Source organism: Micromonospora sp. NPDC049374 (assembly GCF_040677165.1).
In the GTDB taxonomy this organism is placed as follows: domain Bacteria; phylum Actinomycetota; class Actinomycetes; order Mycobacteriales; family Micromonosporaceae; genus Micromonospora.
In genome coordinates this window covers 93,899-117,350 of the sequence record NZ_JBFAQH010000008.1, presented here as the reverse complement: position 1 = coordinate 117,350, position 23,452 = coordinate 93,899, and the positions used below count along the sequence as shown (strand labels likewise).

At 71.4% G+C, this 23,452-nt stretch carries 22 protein-coding genes and 1 riboswitch; of the genes, 5 read left to right on the top strand and 17 right to left on the bottom strand.

Annotated features, from left to right (window positions below; all coding sequences use genetic code 11):
* Positions 1-5: 5 nt before the first annotated feature.
* The 5 genes from urtD to AB0J93_RS15625 all read right to left on the bottom strand — a co-directional run bounded on the left by urtD (position 6) and on the right by AB0J93_RS15625 (position 5,723).
* Positions 6-779, bottom strand: a complete 774-nt coding sequence (gene urtD / locus AB0J93_RS15645; protein WP_363922278.1) for an urea ABC transporter ATP-binding protein UrtD — start codon at positions 777-779, stop codon at positions 6-8.
* Entirely contained in the window at positions 776-1,945 is a 1,170-nt protein-coding gene (gene urtC / locus AB0J93_RS15640; protein WP_363922276.1) for an urea ABC transporter permease subunit UrtC, read from the bottom strand. Before urtC ends, urtD begins: the two co-directional genes overlap by 4 nt.
* A complete protein-coding gene (gene urtB, locus AB0J93_RS15635; protein ID WP_363922274.1) occupies positions 1,942-2,829 on the bottom strand; it encodes an urea ABC transporter permease subunit UrtB in 888 nt (295 codons plus the stop codon). The genes urtC and urtB overlap by 4 nt, the downstream gene beginning before the upstream one ends.
* A gap of 64 nt (positions 2,830-2,893) precedes the next feature.
* Positions 2,894-4,138 carry an urea ABC transporter substrate-binding protein gene (urtA, locus tag AB0J93_RS15630; RefSeq protein WP_363922272.1) on the bottom strand — a complete coding sequence of 415 codons (1,245 nt, stop codon included), beginning with the start codon at positions 4,136-4,138 and terminating at the stop codon, positions 2,894-2,896.
* Between the two features lie 457 nt (positions 4,139-4,595).
* Positions 4,596-5,723: a substrate-binding domain-containing protein gene (locus AB0J93_RS15625; protein ID WP_363922270.1), complete on the bottom strand. Its 1,128-nt coding sequence runs from the start codon at positions 5,721-5,723 to the stop codon at positions 4,596-4,598.
* A 97-nt stretch (positions 5,724-5,820) separates the two neighbouring features.
* Between AB0J93_RS15625 and AB0J93_RS15620 the strand changes: the two genes are divergently transcribed.
* The gene (locus tag AB0J93_RS15620) at positions 5,821-6,273 is read left to right on the top strand and encodes a MarR family winged helix-turn-helix transcriptional regulator (RefSeq protein ID WP_363922268.1); all 453 of its coding nucleotides are present in this window, start codon (positions 5,821-5,823) and stop codon (positions 6,271-6,273) included.
* A 148-nt stretch (positions 6,274-6,421) separates the two neighbouring features.
* Here the strand turns inward: AB0J93_RS15620 and AB0J93_RS15615 are convergent, their stop codons facing one another.
* The 8 genes from AB0J93_RS15615 to AB0J93_RS15580 all read right to left on the bottom strand — a co-directional run bounded on the left by AB0J93_RS15615 (position 6,422) and on the right by AB0J93_RS15580 (position 13,222).
* A complete protein-coding gene (locus AB0J93_RS15615; protein ID WP_363922266.1) occupies positions 6,422-7,444 on the bottom strand; it encodes a serine hydrolase in 1,023 nt (340 codons plus the stop codon).
* Positions 7,445-7,615: 171 nt separating this feature from the next.
* Entirely contained in the window at positions 7,616-8,581 is a 966-nt protein-coding gene (locus tag AB0J93_RS15610) for a maleylpyruvate isomerase N-terminal domain-containing protein (protein ID WP_363922264.1), read from the bottom strand.
* Complete coding sequence (locus tag AB0J93_RS15605) at positions 8,559-9,341, bottom strand: urease accessory protein UreD (protein ID WP_363922262.1); 783 nt, start codon at positions 9,339-9,341, stop codon at positions 8,559-8,561. Before AB0J93_RS15605 ends, AB0J93_RS15610 begins: the two co-directional genes overlap by 23 nt.
* Positions 9,341-10,081 (bottom strand): urease accessory protein UreG, encoded by a 741-nt coding sequence (gene ureG / locus AB0J93_RS15600; RefSeq protein ID WP_363922260.1) that lies wholly within the window; start codon positions 10,079-10,081, stop codon positions 9,341-9,343. The genes AB0J93_RS15605 and ureG overlap by 1 nt, the downstream gene beginning before the upstream one ends.
* Entirely contained in the window at positions 10,071-10,829 is a 759-nt protein-coding gene (locus AB0J93_RS15595) for an urease accessory UreF family protein (RefSeq protein WP_363922258.1), read from the bottom strand. The genes ureG and AB0J93_RS15595 overlap by 11 nt, the downstream gene beginning before the upstream one ends.
* The gene (locus tag AB0J93_RS15590; protein WP_363922256.1) at positions 10,829-12,532 is read right to left on the bottom strand and encodes an urease subunit alpha; all 1,704 of its coding nucleotides are present in this window, start codon (positions 12,530-12,532) and stop codon (positions 10,829-10,831) included. The genes AB0J93_RS15595 and AB0J93_RS15590 overlap by 1 nt, the downstream gene beginning before the upstream one ends.
* A 67-nt stretch (positions 12,533-12,599) precedes the next feature.
* The gene (locus AB0J93_RS15585) at positions 12,600-12,923 is read right to left on the bottom strand and encodes an urease subunit beta (RefSeq protein ID WP_363922254.1); all 324 of its coding nucleotides are present in this window, start codon (positions 12,921-12,923) and stop codon (positions 12,600-12,602) included.
* Complete coding sequence (locus AB0J93_RS15580; RefSeq protein WP_363922548.1) at positions 12,920-13,222, bottom strand: urease subunit gamma; 303 nt, start codon at positions 13,220-13,222, stop codon at positions 12,920-12,922. Before AB0J93_RS15580 ends, AB0J93_RS15585 begins: the two co-directional genes overlap by 4 nt.
* A 387-nt stretch (positions 13,223-13,609) precedes the next feature.
* A riboswitch (SAM riboswitch) is annotated at positions 13,610-13,722 on the top strand.
* 261 nt (positions 13,723-13,983) lie between these two features.
* Between AB0J93_RS15580 and AB0J93_RS15575 the strand changes: the two genes are divergently transcribed.
* Genes AB0J93_RS15575 through AB0J93_RS15565 form a run of 3 tightly spaced genes read left to right on the top strand, consistent with a single transcriptional unit; the run spans position 13,984 to position 16,377 of the window.
* Positions 13,984-14,832: an ABC transporter substrate-binding protein gene (locus AB0J93_RS15575; RefSeq protein WP_363922252.1), complete on the top strand. Its 849-nt coding sequence runs from the start codon at positions 13,984-13,986 to the stop codon at positions 14,830-14,832.
* A 37-nt stretch (positions 14,833-14,869) separates the two neighbouring features.
* On the top strand, positions 14,870-15,649 hold the full coding sequence (locus AB0J93_RS15570; RefSeq protein WP_363922250.1) for an amino acid ABC transporter permease: 780 nt from the start codon (positions 14,870-14,872) through the stop codon (positions 15,647-15,649).
* A complete protein-coding gene (locus AB0J93_RS15565; protein ID WP_363922248.1) occupies positions 15,646-16,377 on the top strand; it encodes an amino acid ABC transporter ATP-binding protein in 732 nt (243 codons plus the stop codon). The genes AB0J93_RS15570 and AB0J93_RS15565 overlap by 4 nt, the downstream gene beginning before the upstream one ends.
* 389 nt (positions 16,378-16,766) lie before the next feature.
* Here the strand turns inward: AB0J93_RS15565 and AB0J93_RS15560 are convergent, their stop codons facing one another.
* Positions 16,767-18,392, bottom strand: coding sequence for an anibiotic ABC transporter (locus AB0J93_RS15560; protein ID WP_363922246.1), 1,626 nt, complete (start codon positions 18,390-18,392; stop codon positions 16,767-16,769).
* Positions 18,389-19,309 carry an ABC transporter ATP-binding protein gene (locus tag AB0J93_RS15555; RefSeq protein ID WP_363922244.1) on the bottom strand — a complete coding sequence of 307 codons (921 nt, stop codon included), beginning with the start codon at positions 19,307-19,309 and terminating at the stop codon, positions 18,389-18,391. The genes AB0J93_RS15560 and AB0J93_RS15555 overlap by 4 nt, the downstream gene beginning before the upstream one ends.
* 107 nt (positions 19,310-19,416) lie before the next feature.
* On the opposite strand from AB0J93_RS15555, the gene AB0J93_RS15550 reads away from it, so the two are divergent.
* Positions 19,417-20,316 (top strand): TetR family transcriptional regulator, encoded by a 900-nt coding sequence (locus tag AB0J93_RS15550; RefSeq protein WP_363922242.1) that lies wholly within the window; start codon positions 19,417-19,419, stop codon positions 20,314-20,316.
* A 56-nt stretch (positions 20,317-20,372) separates the two neighbouring features.
* Here the strand turns inward: AB0J93_RS15550 and AB0J93_RS15545 are convergent, their stop codons facing one another.
* Both AB0J93_RS15545 and glpK read right to left on the bottom strand, forming a co-directional pair.
* Complete coding sequence (locus AB0J93_RS15545) at positions 20,373-21,698, bottom strand: carbohydrate-binding domain-containing protein (RefSeq protein WP_363922240.1); 1,326 nt, start codon at positions 21,696-21,698, stop codon at positions 20,373-20,375.
* Between the two features lie 141 nt (positions 21,699-21,839).
* Entirely contained in the window at positions 21,840-23,357 is a 1,518-nt protein-coding gene (gene glpK, locus AB0J93_RS15540; RefSeq protein WP_363922238.1) for a glycerol kinase GlpK, read from the bottom strand.
* Positions 23,358-23,452: the final 95 nt, after the last annotated feature.

Sequence of the window (23,452 nt, the reverse complement as noted above, 5' to 3'; positions counted from 1 at the left end):
GAGCATCATGCCTCCGTCTGCGTCGGGGCCGACCCGGCGTCGACCGGGTGACCGAGGTAGACCTCCTGCACGCGTGGATCGGCCTGCACCTGGGCGACGGTGCCCTCGCTCAGCACCCGACCGGCGTGCAGCACGGTGACGGTACGCGCGAACCGGCGCAGGAAGTCCATGTCGTGCTCGATCACCACCACCGTGCGGTCCTGGCTCACCTTCTCCAGCAGCTGCCCGGTGGCGTCGCGTTCCTCGTGGCTCATGCCGGCGACCGGCTCGTCGAGCAGCAGCAGCCGGGTGTCCTGCACCAGCAGCATGCCGATCTCCAGCCACTGCTTCTGCCCGTGGGCGAGGGTGCCGGCGAGTTGGTCGGCGCAGCGCGCCAGGCCGATCACGTCGAGCGCCTCGGCCACCTCGTCGGGCACGCCGTGGCGGCGACGCAGCAACGTCGCCCAGCCGCGTCGGGCCCCGGCGGCGATGTCGAGGTTCTGCAACACGGTCAGCTCCTCGAACACCGTCGAGGTCTGGAAGGTACGGCCGACGCCGAGCCGGCTGATCCGGTGCACCGGCCGGCCGAGCAGTTCCCGGTCGCCGAAGCGCACCGAGCCGGTGGCCCGGACCAGCCCGGTGACCGCGTCCACCAGAGTGGTCTTGCCGGCGCCGTTGGGCCCGATCAGGAACCGGATGTCGCCGGGGGCGACGTCGAGGGAGACCCCGTCGACGGCGGTGAACCCGTCGAAGCTGACCCGCAGGTCACGCACGTAGAGCCCGTGCAACCGCCCGGTCATGCCGCCCCCTCCCGCCGCCGTGGTCGAAATCGGCCGAATCGGCTCGGGCGGGGTTCGCCGTCGTCGCGGCGGCGGGCCAGACCGATCAGCGAGGCCAGGCCGCCGGGCAGGAACGCCACCACCACCACGAACAGCAGACCCTGAAGGTACGTCCAGGTGCCCGGGAAGCGCTCCGACAGGGCGGTACGCGCCCACGCCACCGCGACCGCGCCGAGTACCGGCCCGAGCAGCGTGGCCCGCCCGCCGACGGCGACGCCGATGACGAACTCGATGGACGGCACGATCCCGATCAGCGCCGGGGAGATGATGCCCACCGCCGGCACGAAAAGCGCGCCGGCCAGCCCGGCCATGCCGGCCGCGACCACGTACGCGACCAGCTTGACGGTGGCCGGGTCGTAGCCGAGGAAGCGGACCCGTTCCTCCGAGTCGCGGACGGCCACCAGCAGCTCGCCGTAGCGGCTCTGCATCAGGTGCCGGGCCAGGGCCAGCAGTGCCAGCAGCGTGCCGGCGATGATGAAGTAGACCATCCGCTGGTTTACCGGGTCGTCCAGGTCGTAGCCGAAGAAGCCCTGGATGTCGGTGAGCCCGTTGGTGCCGCCGGTGGTGCCCTGCTGGCCGATCAACAGGATCACCATGGCGGCGGCGAGGGCCTGGCTGAGGATGGCGAAGTAGGCACCGCGCACCCGACGGCGGAAGACAAGCGATCCGAGCACGAAGGCCACCGCCATCGGCAGTAGCACCGTGGCAGGCAGGGCGAACCACGGGCTGGCGAACGGTCGCCACCACAGTGGCAGCTCGTCGAGTTGCCCGTACAGCAGCATGAAATCGGGCATGTTGCCCGGACCCGCGTCGGCGAGCTTGAGGTGCATGGCCATCGCGTAGCCGCCGAGGCCGAAGAAGACGCCCTGGCCGAGGGTGAGCATGCCGCCGCGCCCCCAGGCCAGGCCGATGCCGACCGCGACCATGGCCACGCAGAGGTACTTCGCCAACAGGGAGAGCCGGAAGTCCGACAGCAGCAGCGGCGCGACGGCGAAGAGCAGGGCCGCGCCGAAGGCGAACCCGACGGCGGCCCGGTACCGGTGGCGGGACGGTCCGGCCGCCGGTCTGGTCGGTGGTGCCGGCGCGGGGTCGGCGGCGGCGACGGGATCTCGGGCGACGGTGGTCATGCCAGACTCCTGGTGCGCAGGGTGAACAGGCCCTGGGGTCGCCACTGGAGGAACGCGACGATGGCGATGAAGACCATCACCTTGGCGACGCTGAGGGTGGTGAGGTATTCGCCGCTCGCCTGGAGCACACCCAGGGCGAAGGCGACGATGACGGTGCCCTTGAGCTGGCCGATCCCGCCGACCACGACGACCAGGAAGGCGTCGATGATGAGGTTGGTGCCCATGGTGGGACCGATCGGCCCGAGCAGGGTGAGGGCCACTCCGGCGATGCCGGCCAGACCGGAGCCGATGAAGAAGGTCATCCGGTCGACCCGGGCGGTGGGAATGCCGGAGACGGCGGCCAGATCCCGGTTCTGCACGACGGCCCGGATCCGGCGACCCAGCGGGGTGACCCGCAGGGCCAGGGTCAACGCGACGACGGCGCCGCCGGCCAGAGCGAGGATGAACAACCGGTTGTTCGCCACGGTGATGCCGCCGGGCAGCGCGATGTTGCCGGTGAGCAGCTCCGGTGCCCGGGTCTGCACGTTGGGGCTGCCGAAGATGTCCCGAGCGAGCTGTTGCAGGATCAGCGACACGCCCCAGGTGACCAGCAGGGTGTCCAGCGGGCGGGCGTAGAGGCGGCGGATCAGCAGGATCTCCAGCAGCACACCCATCGCGCCGGCCACCACGAAGGCGACCGGCAGGGCGATCAGCAGCGACCAGCCGGCCGCGGTGATGACCTGTTGCAGGACGTAGGTGGTGTAGGCGCCGGCCATGATGAACTCGCCGTGGGCCATGTTGATCACGCCCATCTGGCCGAAGGTCAGGGCCAGGCCGAGTGCGATGAGCAGCAGCACCGCCCCGATGCTGACGCCGGTGAAGAGTTGGCCGATGAGAACTGTCACGGTGCGTACTCCGAACTGCTGGTGGGGGTGGGCCCGGGCGGTCGCGCCGCCCGGGCCCACCGGGTCAGCTCAGGCCGCCGGCCCACGGGTAGCTCTTGAGGTACGGGTCGGGGGTGATCGGTTGTCCGGAGTTCCAGACCTCGGTGATCAGCCCGTCCGCACCGACCTTGCCGACGCGTGCCGTCTTGGCGATGTGCTGGGTGGCACCGTCCACGGTGACCAGCCCTTCGGGTGCCTCGAAGGTGATGCCGTCGGAGGCCTCACGGACCTTCTCCACGTCGAAGGTGCCGGCCTTCTCGACCATCGCCTTCCACAGATAGACCGAGACGTACGCGGCTTCCATCGGGTCGCTCGTCGGCTTGTCCGCCCCGTACTTGGCCTTGTACGCCGCGACGAACTTCTCGTTCGCCGCCCCGGGCGTGGTCTGGTAGTAGTTCCAGGCGGTGAGCTGGCCCTCCAGGTACTGGGTGCCGATGCTCTTGACCTCCTCCTCGGCGATCGACACCGACACCACAGGCATGCTGGCGGCGGTCAACCCGGCGGACTTGTACTCCTTGAAGAACGCCACGTTGCTGTCGCCGTTGAGCGTGTTGAAGACCGCGTCCGCGCCGGAGGACTTCACCTTGTTCGTGATGGTGCCGAACTCGGTGGAGCCCAGCGGGGCGTAGTCCTCCCCCAGCACCTTCATCCCGTTGGCCTCGGCGTACGCCTTGATGATCTTGTTGGCGGTGCGCGGGAAGACGTAGTCGGAGCCGACCAGGTAGAGCGAGGTGGTGCCCTGGGCCTTGAGGTAGTCCAGGCCGGGGACGATCTGCTGGTTCGTCGTGGCCCCGGTGTAGAAGATGTACGGCGACTGCTCCAGACCCTCGTACTGCACCGGGTAGAACAGCAGCGCCTTGTTCTTCTCGAACACGGGCTTGACGGCCTTGCGGCTGGCCGAGGTCCAGCAGCCGAAGACGGCCGCGACGCGGTCCTCCCGGATCAGCTTCTCGGCCTTCTCGGCGAAGGTCGGCCAGTCCGAGGCACCGTCCTCGCCGACGGGTTCGATCTTCTTGTCGAGTACGCCCCCGGCTGCGTTGATCTCCTCGATCGCCAGCATGATCGCGTCTCGGACGGTGACCTCGCTGATGGCCATCGTGCCGGACAGCGAGTTGAGCAGGCCCACCTTGACGGTGTCGCCGGAGACATCGGCGGCGACTCCCGCAGCGGTGTTCCCGTCGGTGGTCTTGCTGCCGCACGCGGCCAGCGCGGCCGCGGCGACCAGGGTCATGGCACCCGCCAGGATGCGGCGGCCCCGGATCAGTGTCATCAATTCTCCCTGCGTCGCGCGTGTGACGTCAGTCAGTGCCCGGGAGCGATCGTCGGCCCCGAGTCGAAGTGCGGATCTGTCTAACTGCGGTGCGGTCCGTCGGAACATTGGCGCTGCCCGGTACGGCGGGTGGACACCGATCCGGGCGGCGATTCGAATATCGGGCAGGGAAAGCTTCGATCCGTTTCATTGCACGGATGTTTCCCAGTCCTCAAGAGACTGTTTCCGCTGGCCTGGCCGCCCTGATCGTGGGCACGAAAAATGCCGGTGCGTCGCCGGGGAGAATCGGCGGAATGACACCGGCACACGATTTTCAGCCGCAATCGGCTGCGCTTTTCCGTCCATCGCCGGACGGTGGTGATATCCGACGCGACGGCCGGATGCTTCACGCAGGAAGTATCTTTGCCGCCAGCTGACGGACCTGTCAAGGCACGGTCCGGTCACGCCCCGACGGGGGTCACAGTTCAGTCAGGACGGTGAAGTCCAGTCCGTCGGCCTCGGCCAGGTAGATGCGCTGGCGGACGTGCCGTCGGCGCAGCCGCAACTCGCCACGCGGCCCGTCGTACGACACCACGTCGGCGGAGGCCTCCACCGCCCGTACGTCAAGCGTGCCGGCCTTGGCGATCAGCGCCGCCAGCAACATCACACCCTCGTAACAGGACTCCCCCAGGCTGCCCAGCGGCGGCGCCTCCAGCCCGAAGCGGCGACCGAAGCTCCCGTGGAAGTCGAGATTCTCCTGGGTCACCAGGCCGGCGAAGAAACCCGCCGTGCTGAACAGCCCCCGGGTGTTGGCGGCACCGCTGGCGAGCAGCATGTTCTCGTCCATCAGGGTGCTCAGCCGTCGACAACGCTGGTCCAGACCGGCCCGCGCGAACGCCCGGTTGAACCGGACCGCGTCCGCGCCCACGAGCAGCATGAGCACCGCGTCGGCGTCGCTGCGTTCGATGCGCCGCAGCACCTCGGCGTAGTCGTGGGTCTCCAACGGCAGGAAGTGCTGGCCCACCACGCGCCCGCCGCTGCGCAGCGCGTACCGGTGCGCCGCCCGGGTCGTCCGGCGCGGCCAGACGTAGTCGTTGCCGACCACGAACCAGCGCCGCACCCCGAGATCCCCGGCCAGCACCCGCATCGCCGGCCACAGCTGCGCGTCCGGCGTCTCGCTGGTCAGAAAGACACCCTCGGTACGCTCGCCCCCCTCGTACAGGGCGGTGTAGACGTACGGCACCCGGTGCGCGATGCGCGGCGCCACCGCCTGACGCACGGAGGAGATGTGCCAGCCGGTGACGCCCTGCACCGCGCCCACCGACACCAGCGCCTCCACCTCGGCGGCCACCTCGGCCGGCGGTGCCCCGCCGTCCACCGGCACCAGCCGCAACTCCCGGCCGAGCACCCCGCCGCGCCGGTTCAGCTCCTCGACCGCGAGCTGCGCGCACAGTTCGCAGCTCGGGCCGAACATGCCCGCCGGGCCACGCATCGGGTACACCAGCGCGATACTGACCACGCCGCTGTCGACGGTCAGCCAGGACGCCCCGGCGGTGATGCTCTCCCCCGCCTGCGGGCGCCCGGACCCCGGTGCCGGCGCGGACATGAACACATGGTGGCCGCCGCTGCTTGTGGAAGACCAGCCCTCCCAGCCAGCGGGACATCTCGGTACGATGACACCGCAACCGCGAGGCGGGAGTGCCATGTCAGACCTTCCCGGTTCCGCAGCCGACCTGCTACCGCTGCTCACCCGCGCCGAGCGGCTGCTCTCGCGCCGGGTCGGCGGGGTGCTCGCCGCCGAGTCGCTGAGCATCGAGGCGTGGCGGGTCCTCTGCCTGCTCGCCGACGGTCTCGGGCACCCGATGAGCGAGGTCGCCGCCGAGGCGTCGCTGCCGCCCGGCACACTGACCAAGCTGGTCGACCAGCTCGTCGACCGTAACCTCGTCTTCCGCCGGGTCGACCCGATCGACCGCCGCCGCATCCGCGCCTACCTGACCGCGCGGGGCCGCCGTGAGCACGAGCGGGTGGACGCCGAGATCCGCGCCCACCTGGCCGGGTTCGACACGTCGACCGACGCCGACCTGACCAGCCTGCTCGAAGCCCTCATCGCCCGCCTGAACGCCGGCCACCCCACCCCAACCCCCACCCCCGCCTAACCACCCCCTGACCGGCGCAGCTACGCCCACCCCGCCCCACCCCCCCACGCATGCCGCGATCTTGCACTTTCGGTCGTCGATATGCACCACTTGCGGCTTTTGGGCGGACAGAAAGTGCAAGATCGCGGGGGTGGAGATGGGGGTGGGGTCAGCCGCCGTTGACGGGGTGGAACTGGGGGACGGTGTGGCGGGCGCGGGGGGTGCGGTTGGTGGTGGGGCCGATGGCGTCGAACATGGTGCGGCCCAGGGTCGCGTGGGCGCGGACGGCCGGGTGGGTGCCGCCGTAGTTGTCCAGGTCACCGAGGGAGTCGGCGAAGAAGGCGTACGTCAGGGTGGGTGCGCCGGTCGCGTCGAAGATGACGCCGGCCTCGTGCCGGGCGGCACCGGAGGCGTCGAAGTCGGCACCATACTTGGTGGCGACCCGGCTGCGCTCGGCCGACGACATGTCCCGGCGGACCCCGTCGTGGTAACCGTTGATCCAGCGCAGAACGCCGAGCAGGAAGTCACTCGACCGGGTCGACAGCAGGGTCTTGTTGGCCAGCCGCCACAACAGGTCGTGGGTTTCGCGCGGGGTCGTCACCCCGAGGAAGAACCGGTTCGGGTTGGCCACCGGCTCGACCCGGGTGTGTGTGAAGCCCTTGGCCGCCAGAATCTCGTTGATCTCCAGTGCCGGCACCACCCGGCCGCACATCCGCACGGCCGTGTTGTCGGAGACGAGCAGCATCGCGGTGAGGAAGTTCGCCACCGTGACCTCGTCGCCCCAGACCGTCTGGAGGAAGTAGATCCCACTGCCGCCGAGAATGATGTCGGCGCTCAGGTCGAGCCGCTGGTCCAGCCGCAGCTCGCCCCGGTCGATCTTGTCCATGACGGCGACCGCGACCGCCAACTTCTGCACGCTGTACCCGTGGGTCACCCGGTCGGCGTCGTCGGCGATCACGGTCCGGAGGGCCCCGGTGGCGTCGAGCATCGCGACGTGCGAGCGCCACACCCCGCCGGCCCGGGCCTTCTGCTGCCGGTACGTCCGGCGGATCGACTCTCGCGGCGACACCCTGCCGTTGGCCGCTGTGGCGTCGTCGTCCGGCGCGGCCACCGCACCGGACGGCGTTGCCGCCACTGTCACCGCTGCCGCACCGAACCCGATCGCGGCCCGACGACTGATCCGCTTGGTCATTGCCTCTCCCCAGGGTTTCCGCTGGCACCGGCGAGCACCGGCACCTGACACACCCTGCCAGAAGACCACAAAGGACAATCGCTCGTGGTTACCCCGAGGTCTCCCGCGAGCCGGCCGAGGTGACGCACCTCGCCCGCGCAGCCGGTAGGGGTGGCCGTCGTAAAACGCCGATCAGAGTGCGCTGATGGTCTCCGGTGCCCGTTCCCGACGGGACAACGCCCGCACCACCGCGAGAGGACCGTGCCGCCAGGCGGCGATCCGGGTGAGCAGGTCACTGGTCAGCTCGGTGGCGGCGGCCGGCATCTCGGGCGTCGGCAGGCCCAGGCTGACCGCCAGGTCGTCGGTGTGCACCACCAGCTCCAGCAGCCTGGTCAGCAGGAAGTCGTCGACGGCCAGACCCCAGTCGCCGAGGTCGACGATCCGGTGCGGCGGCTGTGCCGGCACCGCGCGGCGCAGCTTCGCCAGGACCCCGTCGACCTCGACGGCGAGCTGACCGGCGTCGGTCTCGGCGGCGGCCCGTTCACCCCGGTCGCGGATGTCGGTGTTGTCCGCCTCGTCCGCGCCGGTGGTCACCCAGGCGCTGCGGGTGAAGTGCGCCAGGACGTCGATCGCGGTGTGCCCGGGCGGGGCGCTGAGCAGTTCCGCCGTCCGGGTGATCTGGTTGGCGAGGTGCCGGGCCAGCCCACCGGTCGAGTAGTACGGCAGCGCGCTCGGCATCATCCAGTGCTCCGCCAGCACCGGCGTACGCAGCAGCGCGGCGGCGACGTCGGCGGCGGCGAGGTAGGCGCTCGGGGTGGTGACATCCTGGGGCACCAGGCCCGGGTCGACGCGCAGACCGAGGTCCGGCTGTCCCAGCCAGTCCAGTCGAGCCGAGGTCTGCTCGGCATGTTCGGTAAGCAGCAGCCGCACGCGGTACGCGGCCAGCAGCATCGCCTGTAGGGAATCCACCCCGAACGCGGCGTCGACCGTGCCGTCGGCCAGCCCTTCGATCTGGAACGGGCAGCACCAGTCACCGCCCGGCAACGGGTCGGGGTGCGGCTTGCCGAAACGGACGACCAGCTCCGACGTGCCGTCGTCAGGAAGAACCATCGCGATCCGCCGCTCGGCGACGACCTCACCCAACTCGTACAACCCCACGCTCCTCTCCCCCGGCCGAGGCAGCGATGGTATCCATCGCGGTATCGGGTTCGAGGTACTCCCGCAGGGTGTGCGCGTCCGGCGCGGTGGCGCTCCACAGGGTCGCCGGGCCACCGGCCAGCGGCAGCCGGGCCCGCGTACCGCACACCGCAGGCGACGCCGCCGGCCGGGCCGGGTCCACGATCAGCAGCGAACCGGTGGCGGACGCGCCGGCCAACACCGCCGGTCCGGCCCAGCCGGCGGCATTCGGCCCGACCGCCAAGGACTGCCGCAACAGTGGTCTGCCGCCCAGGTCGACCCAGGTGTTGATCTCGACGTTGCCGGGCTGTTCGCCGTGCCGCCCGCAGATCAGCTCGTCCCGCCAGTGCAGGACGCCGCCCTCGGCGACGTCCACCTGAGAGCCCGCGACGTGCGCGCAGCCGGCCGCCGCGACCAGTTGCTCGGGCAGCCAGTACAGGGTCGCGCCATCGGCGACGGTGGCCCGGACCAGCGTCCGGGACACCGCGCCGGGGCGGCCGGGCAGGGCCACCGAGGCGGCCACGGTGTGCACGCGGACCACCGCGCCGGGGCCGACCTCGACGTCCAGCCGCAGGTCGTCGCCGGCGAGCGGACCGGCCGCACCGCCGACGACGTACACCGTGACACCTCCGCCGGGCGCCGGTACCTGGCGGAGCAGCAGCGGGCTCTCGCCGCGCAGCTCGACCAGGGTGGTACGGCCGCGCCGGTCGGCACAAGCCACCAGCCGGGCGGTGGCCCGCATCAGGCCTGCCCGGCGGGCACCGCGTGCCCGTCCGGTACGGACTGCGCGCCCCGGTGATGGCCCAGCTCGTGACGGATCCACGCGGCGACCCGGGTGGCGAGGGGATCCTCGGTGATGGACTGGAACACCGTCGGCAGGTCGCCCCGGCGGGCCCGGGCGTCGCGGTCCATCACGGACAGGTCGGCGCCGACCATCGGTGCCAGGTCGGTCTTGTTGATGACCAGCAGGTCGGCGGCGGTCACCCCCGGGCCGCCCTTGCGGGGCACCTTGTCCCCGCCGGCCACGTCCACCACGAATATCTGCCGGTCCACCAGACCCCGGCTGAACGTGGCGGTCAGGTTGTCGCCGCCGCTCTCCACCAGCACCAGATCCAGCGGACCCAGCGCGTCGGTCAGCTCGTCGACCGCGTCGAGGTTGGCGCCGATGTCGTCGCGGATGGCGGTGTGCGGGCAGCAGCCGGTCTCCACCGCCCGGATCCGGGCCGGGTCGAGCACACCGGCGCGCTTGAGGAAGTCGGCGTCCTCGGTGGTGTAGATGTCGTTCGTCACCACGCCCAGGCGCAGTTCGTCGGCGAACGCCCGGCACAGCGCCGCGACCAGGGCGGTCTTGCCGGAGCCGACCGGCCCGCCGATGCCGACCCGCAGCGCCCGCGCGGCGGCGGGCAGCGGGGCGTGCGGGTCGACCCCCGGCTCGGGGTGGGTGTGGGGAACGGACTCGTCGTGCTCGAATTCAGGACGCAAAGAGACGCACCTCCCAGGTGGCGTGAGCTTCGGCATGGATGTCGGCGAGCGGAGCGGCGGCGGCGGGCAGCCGCTCCGGTGGTTCCTCGGCGGCCCGCGCCGCCCGCGCCGCGATGGCGTCGCAGGCCCCGGCGAGCCGCACCAGCAGGGCCTGCACCTGGTACGGGTCGAGGCCGAGCAGGCGTACGGCGGCACTTGCCGAGCCGGTCACCGTGGCGTGGGCGGCGACGGTGGCCACCTGCCCCGGGTCGAGACCGGCGGCGGCACCGACCAGCCCCAGCACCAGCGGCTGGTGCGGGCCGGCGGAGGTGGTGGGCAGGTCGTCGAAGGTGGCCGCCGGCCAGATCCGGCGACCGGCCCGCAGCAGTGCGCGCCCCTGCCGACGCGACACCGACCGCTGGGCCGGCGAAGCGGTTCGGGCGTCCAGTTCGGCGTCGAGCCGGACCAGCGTGGCGCGACGTCGCGACGGTAGGCCGACGTGGGGCGGGTCCGCCGGGTGGTCGCCGCCGACCGGGCGACCGCCTGCCGAGGGCCCCGGCGAGCCGCGCGCCGCCCGGCAGGATGCCGCGGCGAAGGCCGCCGCGACCAGCCCGGCGGTGGCGAGTCGCCCGCGCAGGTACTCCCCCAGCGTGCTCAGATCGGTCACCCGGCCGGCGGCGACGGCCGCCTCCAACCCGGCCGAGTGGGCGTGCGCACCGGCCGGAAACCGCCCGTCGGCGAGGAGCAGCAGCATCGTCGGGGTGGCCATCAGAACAGGAAGTACCGCTGGGCCATGGGCAGTTCGGTCACCGGATCCGGCTCCACCACCACGCCGTCGATCCGGACCGTGAAGGTGTCCGGGTCGACCTCGATGCGCGGCAGGGCGTTGTTCTCCGGCAGGTCGGCCTTGCCGCGCGAGCGTACGTCGGCCACCGGCACCACCCGGCGTCGCACGTCCAGCCGCAGCCCGGCCTCCAGCGCGGCGGGCGCCACGAAGGCCAGGCTGGTGGCGGCCGCCGCGACGCCGTACGCGCCGAACATCGGCCGGGGCAGCATCGGCTGCGGGGTGGGGATCGACGCGTTCGCGTCACCCAGCTGGGCGTACGCGATCATGCCGCCCTTGATGACCAGGTGCGGTCGTACGCCGAAGAACGCCGGCTCCCACAGCACCAGGTCGGCGAGCTTGCCCGGCTCCACCGACCCGATCTCGTGGTCGAGCCCGTTGGCCATCGCCGCGCAGATGGTGTACTTCGCGACGTACCGGCGGGCCCGGTGGTTGTCGGCGGCCCCGTCCCCGGGCAGGGCGCCCACCCGAGCCTTCATCACGTGCGCGCTCTGCCAGGTCCGCAGGACGATCTCCCCGATCCGGCCCATCGCCTGCGAGTCGGAGCCGATGATGGAGATCGCGCCGAGGTCGTGCAGCAGGTCCTCGGCGGCCATCGTGGACGGCCGGATGCGGCTCTCGGCGAACGCCAGGTCCTCCGGCACGGCCGGGTTGAGATGGTGGCAGACCATCAGCATGTCGAGGTGCTCGGCGAGCGTGTTGCGGGTGTACGGGCGGGTCGGGTTGGTCGACGACGGCAGCACGTTCGGCTCACCGGCGACGGTGATGATGTCCGGCGCGTGCCCGCCGCCGGCCCCCTCGGTGTGGTACGAGTGGATCGCCCGACCGCCGATGGCGCGCAGCGTGTCGGCCACGAACCCGGCCTCGTTCAGGGTGTCGGTGTGGATGGAGACCTGCACACCGGAGGCGTCGGCGACACGCAGGCAGGCGTCGATCGCCGCCGGGGTGGTGCCCCAGTCCTCGTGCAGCTTGAACCCGCCGGCCCCGGCCCGCAACTGCTCCCACAGCGCCTCCTCCGAGACGGTGTTGCCCTTGCCGAGCAGCAGCACGTTCACCGGGAACGTGTCGAGGGCCTCGTGCATCCGGGCCAGGTGCCAGCCGTTCGGGGTGACGGTGGTGGCCCGGGTGCCCTCGGCGGGGCCGGTGCCGCCGCCGACCAGGGTGGTGACCCCACTGGCGAGGGCCTCGGCGACCAGTTGCGGGCAGATGAAGTGCACGTGGGTGTCGACCGCCCCGGCGGTGAGGATCCGGCCGTTACCGGCGATCACCTCGGTGGCCGGGCCGATGACCAGGTCCGGATGGACACCGTCCATGGTGTCCGGGTTGCCGGCCCGACCCAGCGCGACGATCCGCCCGTCCCGCAGCCCGACGTCGGCCTTCACCACCCCCCAGTGGTCGAGGATGACCGCGCCGGTGATGACGGTGTCCAGGGCACCCTCGGCGCGGGTCACCCGCGACTGGCCCATCGACTCACGGATCACCTTGCCGCCGCCGAAGACTGCCTCGTCACCGCCGGCACAGTGGTCCTGCTCGATCTCGATCAGCAGGTTCGTGTCGGCCAGCCGGATCCGGTCGCCGGTGCTCGGTCCGTACAGGGCGACGTAGCGGTCCCGTTCGACGCTGCTCATGCCCACGCTCCCCGTCGTTGCCAGCCGCCCGGCCGCGCCACCGCGCCGGATCTGCCGATTCGCCCGCTCACTCCGGCCGCCCCTCGTCAAGCGCTCCGGCGCACTCGCCGCGCAGGCCCGGCACGATCCGTGCGCCACCCAGCGGCACCAGGTCCACCCGGCGGCTCACCCCCGGCTCGAACCGCACCGAGGTGCCAGCCGGCACGGCGAGCCGCTGCCCCCAGGCGACGTCCCGGTCGAAGTCCAGCGCCGGGTTGGCCTCGGCGAAGTGGTAGTGCGACCCGACCTGCACCGGCCGGTCACCGGTGTTGACCACCGTCAGCACCGTCACCGGCCGACCGACGTTGATCTCGACGGGCCCGGCCGCCGGCAGGATCTCCCCGGGGATCACGGGATCGGGTGGTGCACCGTCACCAACTTGGTGCCGTCCGGGAACGTCGCCTCCACCTGCACCTCCCCCAGCAACTCGGGGATGCCGTCCTGCACGTCGTCGCGGCTGAGCACGCTGCGTCCGGCGGCCATCAGGTCGACCACGGACTCACCGTCGCGCGCCCCTTCGAGCAGGAAGGCGGTGATCACCGCGACGGCTTCCGGATAGTTGAGGCGCAGGCCGCGCTCGCGGCGACGCCGGGCGACGTCGGCCGCCACATGGACGAGCAGGCGATCCTGCTCGTGAGGAGTGAGATACACGGGTGCTCCCGGTGGATGTCCGCGCTCCCGACGCCGCCGGCCCGGCGCCTCGACGCGCCGCCACGGCTCGGGATTCGCCCGCCGGCTCGACCACCACACCTGGAAGGCCCGGAACTCCACCGTCCCGGCCCGCATGGCGGCGCACCGGCGGTGGCTTCTCGGATGCGGACCGCACCGCCCACCGCTGAGCAGACCGTAAGGGATCACGCCGTCCACGGGCAACACCCCCGACGGGTGCACGCACCGACCCCGCCCGCGTTGATCATGAGGTTAGCGGCAGTTGAAGAGATCAAACATGCCGCTAACCTCATGATCAACCTGGCTTGGGGTGAGGGTGGTCATAAGGGGTGGACGGTGGGCGGGGGCTGGCTGCTAGTTTCGGCGGCAGGTCATGAGTGCCAGCGTCAAGCCCCGGCTCGCTGGCCGGCAACCCTCCTCCGCGCAGGGGTGCCCCGGGTGAGGACCAGGCATCGGAGCGTTCTCCGGTGCAAGCGTGGCCTGGGTTCCCAGGTCATCACGACCTTGAGGAGAACCATGTCGTACCGCGATCGTTCTGTGGCCCGCCCGGGCCTGACCCGGCGTCGCCACGTCGACATGATGCGGGTCTGTAGCGCCGCGTGTAGCTGACCGCGTCGCCGCCGGTCACCAACCCCTGATCGGTTCTTTCCGCTCTGCCATCGATCCCATCCCAGCGGTCCGTCCTGCGGCGGACCGTCGGTGCGGCACGCGTGTGCCCACCGCCACTCAATCAGGAGACACCTGTGCGAATCCTTCCTGCCCTGACCCGGGCCGCCGCCGTCGGCGTCGCCGCCATCGTCGCCGCCGCCACCCTGACCGCCTGCGGCTCGAACTCCGCCGGCGGTACGGCCGACAATCCCTACAACCTGCTCCAGCCGGGCGTGCTGCGGGCCGGCACGCTCACCGACGCCCCGCCGAACGTCTACCTGAAGGACGGCACGTTCACCGGCTTCGACAACGACCTGCTGGTCGCCGCCGCCGACAAGCTCGGCCTGAAGGTGGAGTTCGTCGGCACCGACTTCTCGGGGCTGCTCGCCCAGGTCAACAACCGCAAGTTCGACGTCGGCAGCTCCTCGATCACCATCACCGAGGCGCGGAAGAAGACCGTGGACTTCGGCAACGGGTACGACTTCGGCTACTTCGGGCTCGACGTGCCCGCCGGGTCGCCGCTGACCAGCTTCGACGAGCTGCCCGGCAAGCGGGTGGTGGTCGTGCAGGGCACCGTCCAGGACGACTACGCCACGAACAAGGGCCTCGACCCGGTCCGCGTGCCCGACTACAACGGCGCGATCAACCAGCTCAAGGCCGGTACCGCGGACGCGTGGATCGCCCCCGCCGAGATCGGCGAGAAGACCGCCGCGGACAGCGGCGGCAAGATCACGGTGGCGGCGAAGGAACTCAGCCCGGCCCCGACCGCGTACGCCTTCGCCAGGGGCAACGACGCGCTGCGCGAGGCGCTGAACCGGGCCCTCGACGAGGTGATCGCCGACGGCACCTGGACGCGCCTACAGGAGCAGTACTACCCGGGCCGGCCGATCCCGGCCGACTTCACCCCGGGCAGCGGTGACGTGTCGGCCCCGGCCGCCTCCTGACGGTAGGACCACGAGCGAGCAGGGCGGAGGTTGACCTGTGGATCCGTTGCGCACCCTGTGGGAGACGTTCTTCGACGGGGAGTCGATGCGTGCGGCGCTACCCGAGATGCTCACCGTCGGGTTGCCGAACACGCTGATCCTGGCGGTCACCGCCGCCCTGTTCGGCTCGACGCTGGGCATCGTGCTGGCGGTGGCGGGCATCTCGCGTACCCGCTGGCTGCGGTGGCCGGCCCGGGTGTACACCGACGTGTTCCGGGGCGTGCCGGCGGCGGCGACGATCCTGCTGATCGGGGTCGGCCTTGCCCCGCTGGGCATGCAGGTGTGGGGCCCCAACCCGTACCCGCTGGGGATCCTCGCGCTGTCGCTGATCGCCTCGGCGTACCTCGGGGAGATCTTCCGCTCCGGCATCCAGTCGGTGGAGGCCACCCAGTTGGAGGCGGCCCGCGCGCTGGGGTTCTCCTGGCGTGAGGCGATGCGGAGGGTGATCATCCCGCAGGGCATCCGGCGGATCCTGCCGGCCTGGGTGAACCAGCTCATCGCCCTGATCAAGGACTCCAGCCTGGTCTACTTCCTCGGCCTGCTGGCCAGTCAGCGCGAGCTGTTCCGGATCGGTCAGGACTACGCCGCCAACACCGGCAACCAGTCGGCGCTGCTGCTGGCCGGGCTGTTCTACCTGGCGCTGACGGTGCCACTGACCCACGTCGTCAACTGGATCGACAAGCGGCTGCGACACGGCCGGCCTGCGGCCGGACCGACCGACGACCCCGACGACCTGGACCTGGCGCTGCCCGGCGCCGCCGGAGGCAACCAACGATGAACACCTCGGTCAGCCTGAGCCTGCGCGACGTGCACCTGGCCTTCGGACGTCACCGGGTGCTGCGTGGAGTGGACCTGGACGTGGTGCGCGGCGGCACCGCCTGCGTGATCGGCCCGTCCGGGTCGGGAAAGTCCACCCTGCTGCGGACCGTCAACCGGCTCCTCGAACCGGACCGGGGGGACGTGCTGCTGGACGGGCGCAGCGTGCTGCGCGACGACCCGGACGCCCTGCGGCAGCGCATCGGCATGGTGTTCCAGCAGTTCAACCTCTTCCCGCACATGAGCGTGGAGCGCAACATCACCCTGCCGTTGCGCCGCATCCGCAAGCTCGGCGAGGACGAGGCGGTGGCCCGGGCCCGGGCCGAACTCGACCGGGTCGGCCTGGCCGCGAAGGCCGACGCCCGACCCGCGCACCTGTCCGGCGGGCAGCAGCAGCGGGTCGCCATCGCCCGAGCGCTGGCCATGCAGCCACAGGTGATGCTCTTCGACGAGGCCACCTCGGCACTGGACCCGGAGCTGGTCAAGGGGGTGCTGGCGCTGATGGCGGACCTCGCGTCGCAGGGTATGACAATGGTGGTGGTCACCCACGAGATGGGTTTCGCCCGCCAGGTCGCCGACACCGTCGCCTTCATGGACGCCGGGGTGGTGCTGGAGGCCGGCGACCCGCAGGCCCTCTTCGACTCACCACAGCACCCCCGGCTGCGCCGCTTCCTGTCCCAGGTGCTGTGAAGCTCGAACGCGCACCTGCCGCATCAGCACCCGCATTCCCCGACCGGTGAAGACCCGGTCATGGCCCCAGATCACCAACGGGCTGCGGCAGCCAGCCAGCACGGTACGCCCGCCGCAAGGTCCATGGTGGTGCCACCTCCAGTGCCCGAGCACGGGTCACCACACCACCACCAGCCTTGACGAGCGATCGGAGCACGGCATCCACGGCGAGCGAGCCTGCCCCAGGCCACGCCGACCGCGCAGCCCCCTGTGGACACCGCACGAAGCTGTGCACAACGCGTTGTCCCAGTGCCGCGTGTGCTATGGATCCTGATCGTTTGCAGTCGAGTGACCGTGGCAGCGGCGTGTCGAGTCACTCGACGACAAACGATCAGGACGGCTCAGGGGGCTCAGGTGGGGGTGTCGCGGCGGCGGAAGGTGGTGAGGCCGATCGTCAGGAGGGCTGCGGCTACGGCGGTGAGGAGCACCAGGGGCAGGACGGTGACGTCGACGGCGGGCACGGACGGCACATGGGTGTACGGCGAGAGGTTCAGCGCCGCCTGCGGTAGGTCCAGCGCGGCACCCAACTGGCCGAGCAGCAGGAACACGATGAGCACCGCCCAGCTCAACGCGACCGACAAGCGGGGCAGCGCGCCGAACAGGGCGGTCACCACCCCGGCGACGACAAGCAGGGCGGGCAACCACAGCAGCGCCGCGCCGGTCAGCTCGACGGTCCAGCCGACCGGGTCACCGACCGCCAGCCCGTAACCGAGGCCGGTGGTGGCGCCGGCCAGCAGCATCAGCGCCAGCGCACCGAGCACCGCGCCGGCCACCTGGGTGCCCAACCACCGGTAGCGGCTGACGGCGGTGGCGAGCAGGGCTTCCAGGATGCCGTCGGACTCGTCGCCCCGTACCCGCAGCAGGGCCTGTACGACGTACGCGCCGAGGGTCAGGGCGAACAGTGCGAGCATCGCCGCCAGGAAGGCGTCGACCAGTTCGGAGCCGCCACCGAGTTGGGCGATCGCCTCGGCGGCGGCCGGGTTGTCGGCGATCATGTCGTCGACCTCGTTGCCGGCCAGTCCCATGGCGAGGCCGAGCACCGCCACCGCGACCGCCCAGCCGGTCAACGCGCCCCGGTGCAGACGCCAGGTCAGTCCGGCCGGGCTGAGCAGGCCGGCGGCGGCGGTGGCCGGCCCGCGGCGGGCGGCGAGCAGGCCGGCGCCGAGGTCGCGCCGTTCGGCAAGCGCGTACGCCCCGGCGACCCCGACGACCAGCAGGGCGACCGGCAGCGCGAGGACCCACCACCGTTCGTCGCCAAAGGCACGGATCTGGGTGCCCCAGCCCAGCGGCGACAACCAGGTCGGCCAGGCGCTGTCCAGGCGTACCCCGTCGGCGGCGCGTTGACCGAGCACGTCACCGGTGGCCCGCAGCAGGAACGCCACTCCGACCGTGGCGGCGGCGAGCGCGTTGCCGCCCCGGGAGGTCACCGATAGCTGGGCGGTGACGGCGGCCACGCCGGTGAAGGCGAGGCCGACACCGGCGATCGCGGCGGCGGCGGCCACCGAGCCGGCGGCCGGCAGCCCGGCACCGATGAAGGCGAGCGCGAGCAGCGCACCGGCCAACACGTTGGCGCCGACCACGACGACCAGGGCCGCGGTGAGCAGCGCGTACCGGCCGACGGCGGCGGCACCGAGCAGTTCGGCGCGGCCGGTCTCCTCGTTCTGCCGGGTGTGCCGGACCACGGCGAACGTGCTGAGCAGCGCGGCGAGCACGGCCAGGGTGAGGTACGTCTCGGTGACCACCACGGCACCGAGGTCGGTGCTGGCGACCGGGCCGTTGAACGCGCGGGCGACGACACTGGTGTTGGCCACCTCGGCGTACCCGATGCGGTTCTGCTCGTCGGGGTAGAGGCTGGCCACGCTCTCGGCGAGGGCGTAGCCGATCAACGGGCTGCCGAGCGTCCAGATGGCCAGGCGGACCCGGTCGCGACGCAGGGCCAGCCGGGTGAGCCGGCCGGTGCCGGTGAAGGCGCTCATCGGGTGCCTCCGGTCGTCGCCTGCCGGTCACCGTTGACGGCCTCGCCGTAGTGCCGCAGGAACAGTTCCTCCAGAGTGGGCGGTGTGCTGGTAAGCGCTCGGACCTCGAAGCGGACCAGGTGGGCCAGGAGCGCGTCGAGGTGTTCGGGCTCGACCTCCAGCCGGACGCGACCGTCGACGGGGCGGACCTCGTGCACGCCGGGCAGCTCCGGCAGACCGGTCACCGGCCGTCCGGTCTCGACGGTGACGGTGGTACGCGCCAGGTGCCGCAGCTCGGACAGGGTGCCGGACTCGACGATCCGGCCCTCGCGGATGATGCTGACCCGGTCGCAGAGCGCCTCGACCTCGGCCAGCACGTGGCTGGAGAGCAGGACGCTGGCGCCGGCCTGGGTGAGCTGGCGGACCTCCTCCTGGAACACCGCCTCCATCAGCGGGTCCAGCCCGGAGGTGGGCTCGTCCAGCACGTACAGCTCGACGTCGCTGGCGAAGGCGGCGACGATGGCGACCTTCTGCCGGTTGCCCTTCGAGTAGGTGCGGCACTTCTTCGTCGGGTCCAGATCGAAGCGTTGCAGCAGCTCGTCGCGGCGACGGCGGTCCAGCCCGCCGCGCAGCGCGCCGAACAGGTCGATCGCTTCCCCGCCGGAGAGGTTGGGCCAGAGGTTGACGTCGCCCGGCACGTACGCCAGGCGCCGGTGCAGCGCGACCGCGTCACGCCACGGGTCGCCGTCGAGGATGCGGACCTGGCCGGAGTCGCGGCGCAGCAGGCCGAGCAGGATCCGGATGGTGGTGGACTTGCCCGAGCCGTTGGGTCCGAGGAATCCGTGCACCTCCCCCGGTTCCACCGTCAGGTCGAGCCCGTCGAGCGCGCGTACGCCGCCGAAGGTCTTGACGAGGTTCTCGATGGAGATCACGGACATGGTGCCTCCCGCCGTACCGGTGTCTGCCGAACCCACTGTACTTACCGATGGTAAGGGGTCGACGCGAGGCGTCCCACCCGGCGGTCAGGAGGCACTACGCTTGGCGCATGACCTGGGAGGAGACCGACGGCACCCGCAGCCGGATCCTGCGCACCGCATCGGACCTCTTCGCCGAGCAGGGCTACCAACGCACCTCCCTGCGGCAGATCGCCGAACGGTTGCGACTGACCAAGGCCGCCATCCTCTACCACTTCCCCAGCAAGGCGCATCTGCTCACCGCACTCGCCGAGCCACTGATCCGCGACCTGGAGGCGCTGCTGGACGAGGCCGGGGCGCTACCCGGCCGGCAGGCGAGATGGGCGCTGCTGGAGGGCTGGGTGGACACCATGCTCGCGCACCGCGGCCCCCTCGGCATGCTCTTCCACGACCTCGCGCTCGTCGACCGGGGCAGCACCTACCACCGACTGATGCAGATCGCGATGCGGGCAAACGAGATCGTCGCCGGACCGGACGCCGGACGCCGGGACCGGGTCCGGGCGGTCCAGGCCATCGCCATGTGCAGCGACCCGGTGGTGTTCATGATCGACGTTCCCCCGTCGGTACTGCGGGGCGACATGCTCGACGGCGCCCACCGCCTGCTGGACGAGACGCCAGCCGCCGCCCACACCGGAACGACCGGCGAACCCGGGACGGACCACGGACCCGAGCCGACCGACCAGGCCGCGACGGTCAGGACCGACACCGGGGCGGCGCTGGATTCCCCCGGGACAGCCAGCGGAGCCGGAGCCACCGACGCGGCCTCCGCTACCGCAGCAGCGGGGCGGGTGGGCCGGCGGCGGCCGGGACGCCCGCGGTCGATGAGCCCGGAACAGGTGCGGGCGGCCCGCCGGATGCATCTGGCGGGCACCCACTCGGCCGACGAGATCGCCGCCGAGTTCGGCGTGTCGCGCGCCACCGTCTACCGCCACCTCGAACCGGACGACGATAACGAGACGGTTCTAAGATAGTTTCGAGACACCACTGAGACGTTCGTCGGGGGCGGCCGGGCCGCCCCGACGGCAGGTCACCGCACCAGGCCGAGCCCGGTGTACGTGCGCTCGTGCGCCGGAAACTCCTCATCGGTGTGCGGCGCGTAGATCCAGGTACGCAGCGAGTCGGCCGCCGTGTCGATCTCCACCAGCCGCACCGGGTTGGTCCGGCGGGAGTGGAACGTCTGCAGGAAGGAGTGGACCCGGTTGCCGTGGACGCCGGTGTCCACCCGGGAGGCCGCCGTGCCGGTGTGGCCGGAGAAGACGAACCGGATGTTGGGGTACCGCGCCACGAGATTGTCGAAAAGGTACCGCGGACTGGTCGAGCCGTAGCCGGCCGACTGACCGATCGAGGCGTCGCTCTCCAGGTAGTGGTGGGTGACGATCACGACGTTGTGCCGAGGATGGGCGGCCACGACCGCCTTCGCCCAGGCGACGGCCGCCCGGCGTGGCCACAGTTCCAGGCTCAGCACCAGCCACCGCACCCCACCGGCGGTGTAGGTGGCGTAGGCGTTGTCCACCTTGCCGGCCTCGAACCGGCCGCGCACCGCCCCGAACCGCCCCGCCGTGAAGTAGCGGTTGAACACCGTCGTGTCGCGCAGCAGTCGCCCGGCGGGGCTGCGTAGTTCCCCGTCCGGGCCGGCGGCCTGGGTGTCGTGGTTGCCGACGGCGAGGCTGTACGGCATGCCCGCCGTCTCCAGCGGACGCAACGCGGCCCGGGCCCGTTCGTACTGCACGTGGCCGGGTGAGTCGTAGTTGACCACGTCGCCGGAGTGCGTCACGAAACGCAGGTCGAGGGGGACGCGCTGGGCGACCAGCCAGTCGACCCGCTGGCGCAGTCGGGTGTCGTCGGCGGACAGCACCTCCTCCTGGGTGTCCGGAACCACGGCGAAAGTGAAGGTGCTGTCGACCGCCGGAGGCGGCTGCATGCGCACGTACGCCAGGTGTGCGTTGCGGTCGCACGCGCCGGTGTACCGGTCGTTGACCAGCTCGACCCGGACGTCGTGCCGGCCCGCCGGCAGCTGCCCACCGACCGGATAGCTGCCGTAGTCGGTGGCGCTGGTCACGGTGACCTCGCCGATCAGCTCGCCGCCCACCCGGACCCGCAGGGTCGGCCAGCCGTCGCAGTGGTCGCCGATCGCACCGACGACCAGCCGCCCGGCGCCCGGCACCGGAATGCTGGCGTAGCTGGCGTTGTGCCACAGCGTGGCGTGGGTGCCCGACGGCGGCCGGGGCGTGCCCGTCGCCGGTTGGATCGAGCCGTTGACCACGGTGAACGGCGACGCCGCGTGCGCCACGCCGGCCAGTACGCCGGCCGACAGCACGACCACGACCGCCATGATCGCGCGCGTGATCCGCATGGATGCCCTCCCTGTGCACACCTCCGGCAGCTGCCGGACATCGGGATGCTAAGGCAGACCGACCGGACATTCCGGCACCGCGACATTGACACGCAGTGACGTTAACCTCGGCGAAACGTGACCGGCGGCGCGGTGGAGGTGTCAGCCGACGTCGACCCAGTCCAGCGTGCGCTGCACCGCCTTCCGCCAGCCGGCGTAGCCGCCCGCACGCTGCTCGGGCGACCAGGACGGCTGCCAACGCCGGCTCTCGTTCCAGTTCTCCCGCAGCTCGTCGGTGTCCCGCCAGAATCCGACGGCCAGTCCGGCGGCGTAGGCCGCGCCGAGGGCGGTGGTCTCGGCGACCACCGGCCGGCTGACCGGCACGCCGAGGATGTCCGCCTGCAACTGCATGCACAGGTCGTTGACGGTGACGCCGCCGTCGACCTTGAGGCACTCCAGCGCTACGCCCGAGTCCCGCGCCATGGCCTCGGCCACGTCGCGGCTCTGGTAGCAGATGGCTTCCAGCGTCGCCCGGGCGATGTGGGCGTCGGTGTTGTAGCGGGAGAGGCCGACGATCGCGCCCCGGGCGTCGGATCGCCAGTACGGGGCGAACAGGCCGGAGAAGGCCGGTACGAAGTAGACGCCGCCGTTGTCGTCGACCTGGCGGGCGAGGTCCTCGCTCTGCGCCGCACTACTGATGATCTTCAACTGGTCGCGGAGCCACTGCACGGCCGAACCGGTGACGGCGATCGAACCTTCGAGGGCGTAGACCGGTGGCTGGCCGGCGAACTGATAGCACACGGTGGTGAGCAGCCCGGCCTCGGAGCGGACGATCTCCGGTCCGGTGTTCAACAGCATGAAGTTGCCCGTACCGTAGGTGTTCTTCGCCTCGCCCGGCGCGAAGCAGACCTGACCGACGGTGGCCGCCTGTTGGTCGCCCAGGTCCCCGGTGATCGGGACCGGGCCGGCGAACGGCCCGTTGGGCAGGGTGACGCCGTAGGCGTCCGGATCGGACGACGGGACGATCCGGGGCAGCATGGCGCGCGGAATGCCGAAGATGGACAGCAGCTCGTCGTCCCAGTCCAGGGTTTCCAGGTTCATCAGCATGGTCCGGCTGGCGTTTGTGGGGTCGGTGACGTGGGCACCGCCGTCCGTACCACCGGTGAGGTGCCACAGCAGCCAGGTGTCGGTGTTCCCGAAGATCGCCTCTCCGCGTTCGGCGTCCGCCCGCACCCCGTCGACGTTCTCCAGAATCCACTGGATCTTGCCGCCGGAGAAGTAGGTCGCCGGTGGGAGGCCGGCCTTGCGGCGGATGACCTCGCCACGCCCGTCGCGCTCCAGCGCCGAGGCGATCCGGTCGGTCCGGGTGTCCTGCCAGACGATGGCGTTGTAGTACGGCCGGCCGGTGCGCCGGTTCCACACCACCGTCGTCTCCCGCTGGTTGGTGACGCCGAGGGCCGCCAGGTCGCCCGCGGCCAGGCTGTGCGTGTTCAGCGCCGTCCGCACGACGGTCTGGGTCCGCTCCCAGATCTCCAGCGGGTTGTGCTCGACCCAGCCGGCGCGCGGCAGGATCTGCTGGTGTTCGAGCTGGTGGCGGCCGACCTCGTTGCCACCGTGGTCGAAGATCATGAACCGGGTGCTGGTGGTGCCCTGGTCCACGGCGCCGACGAAGTCAGCCATGCGGTTCTCCTTGTCCTGGTCCTCGCTGCGGTACGGCCTCGGGGTAGATCCTTCCCGATGTCCGCGCCGCCCACCACGAACGCACGGTCCGGACG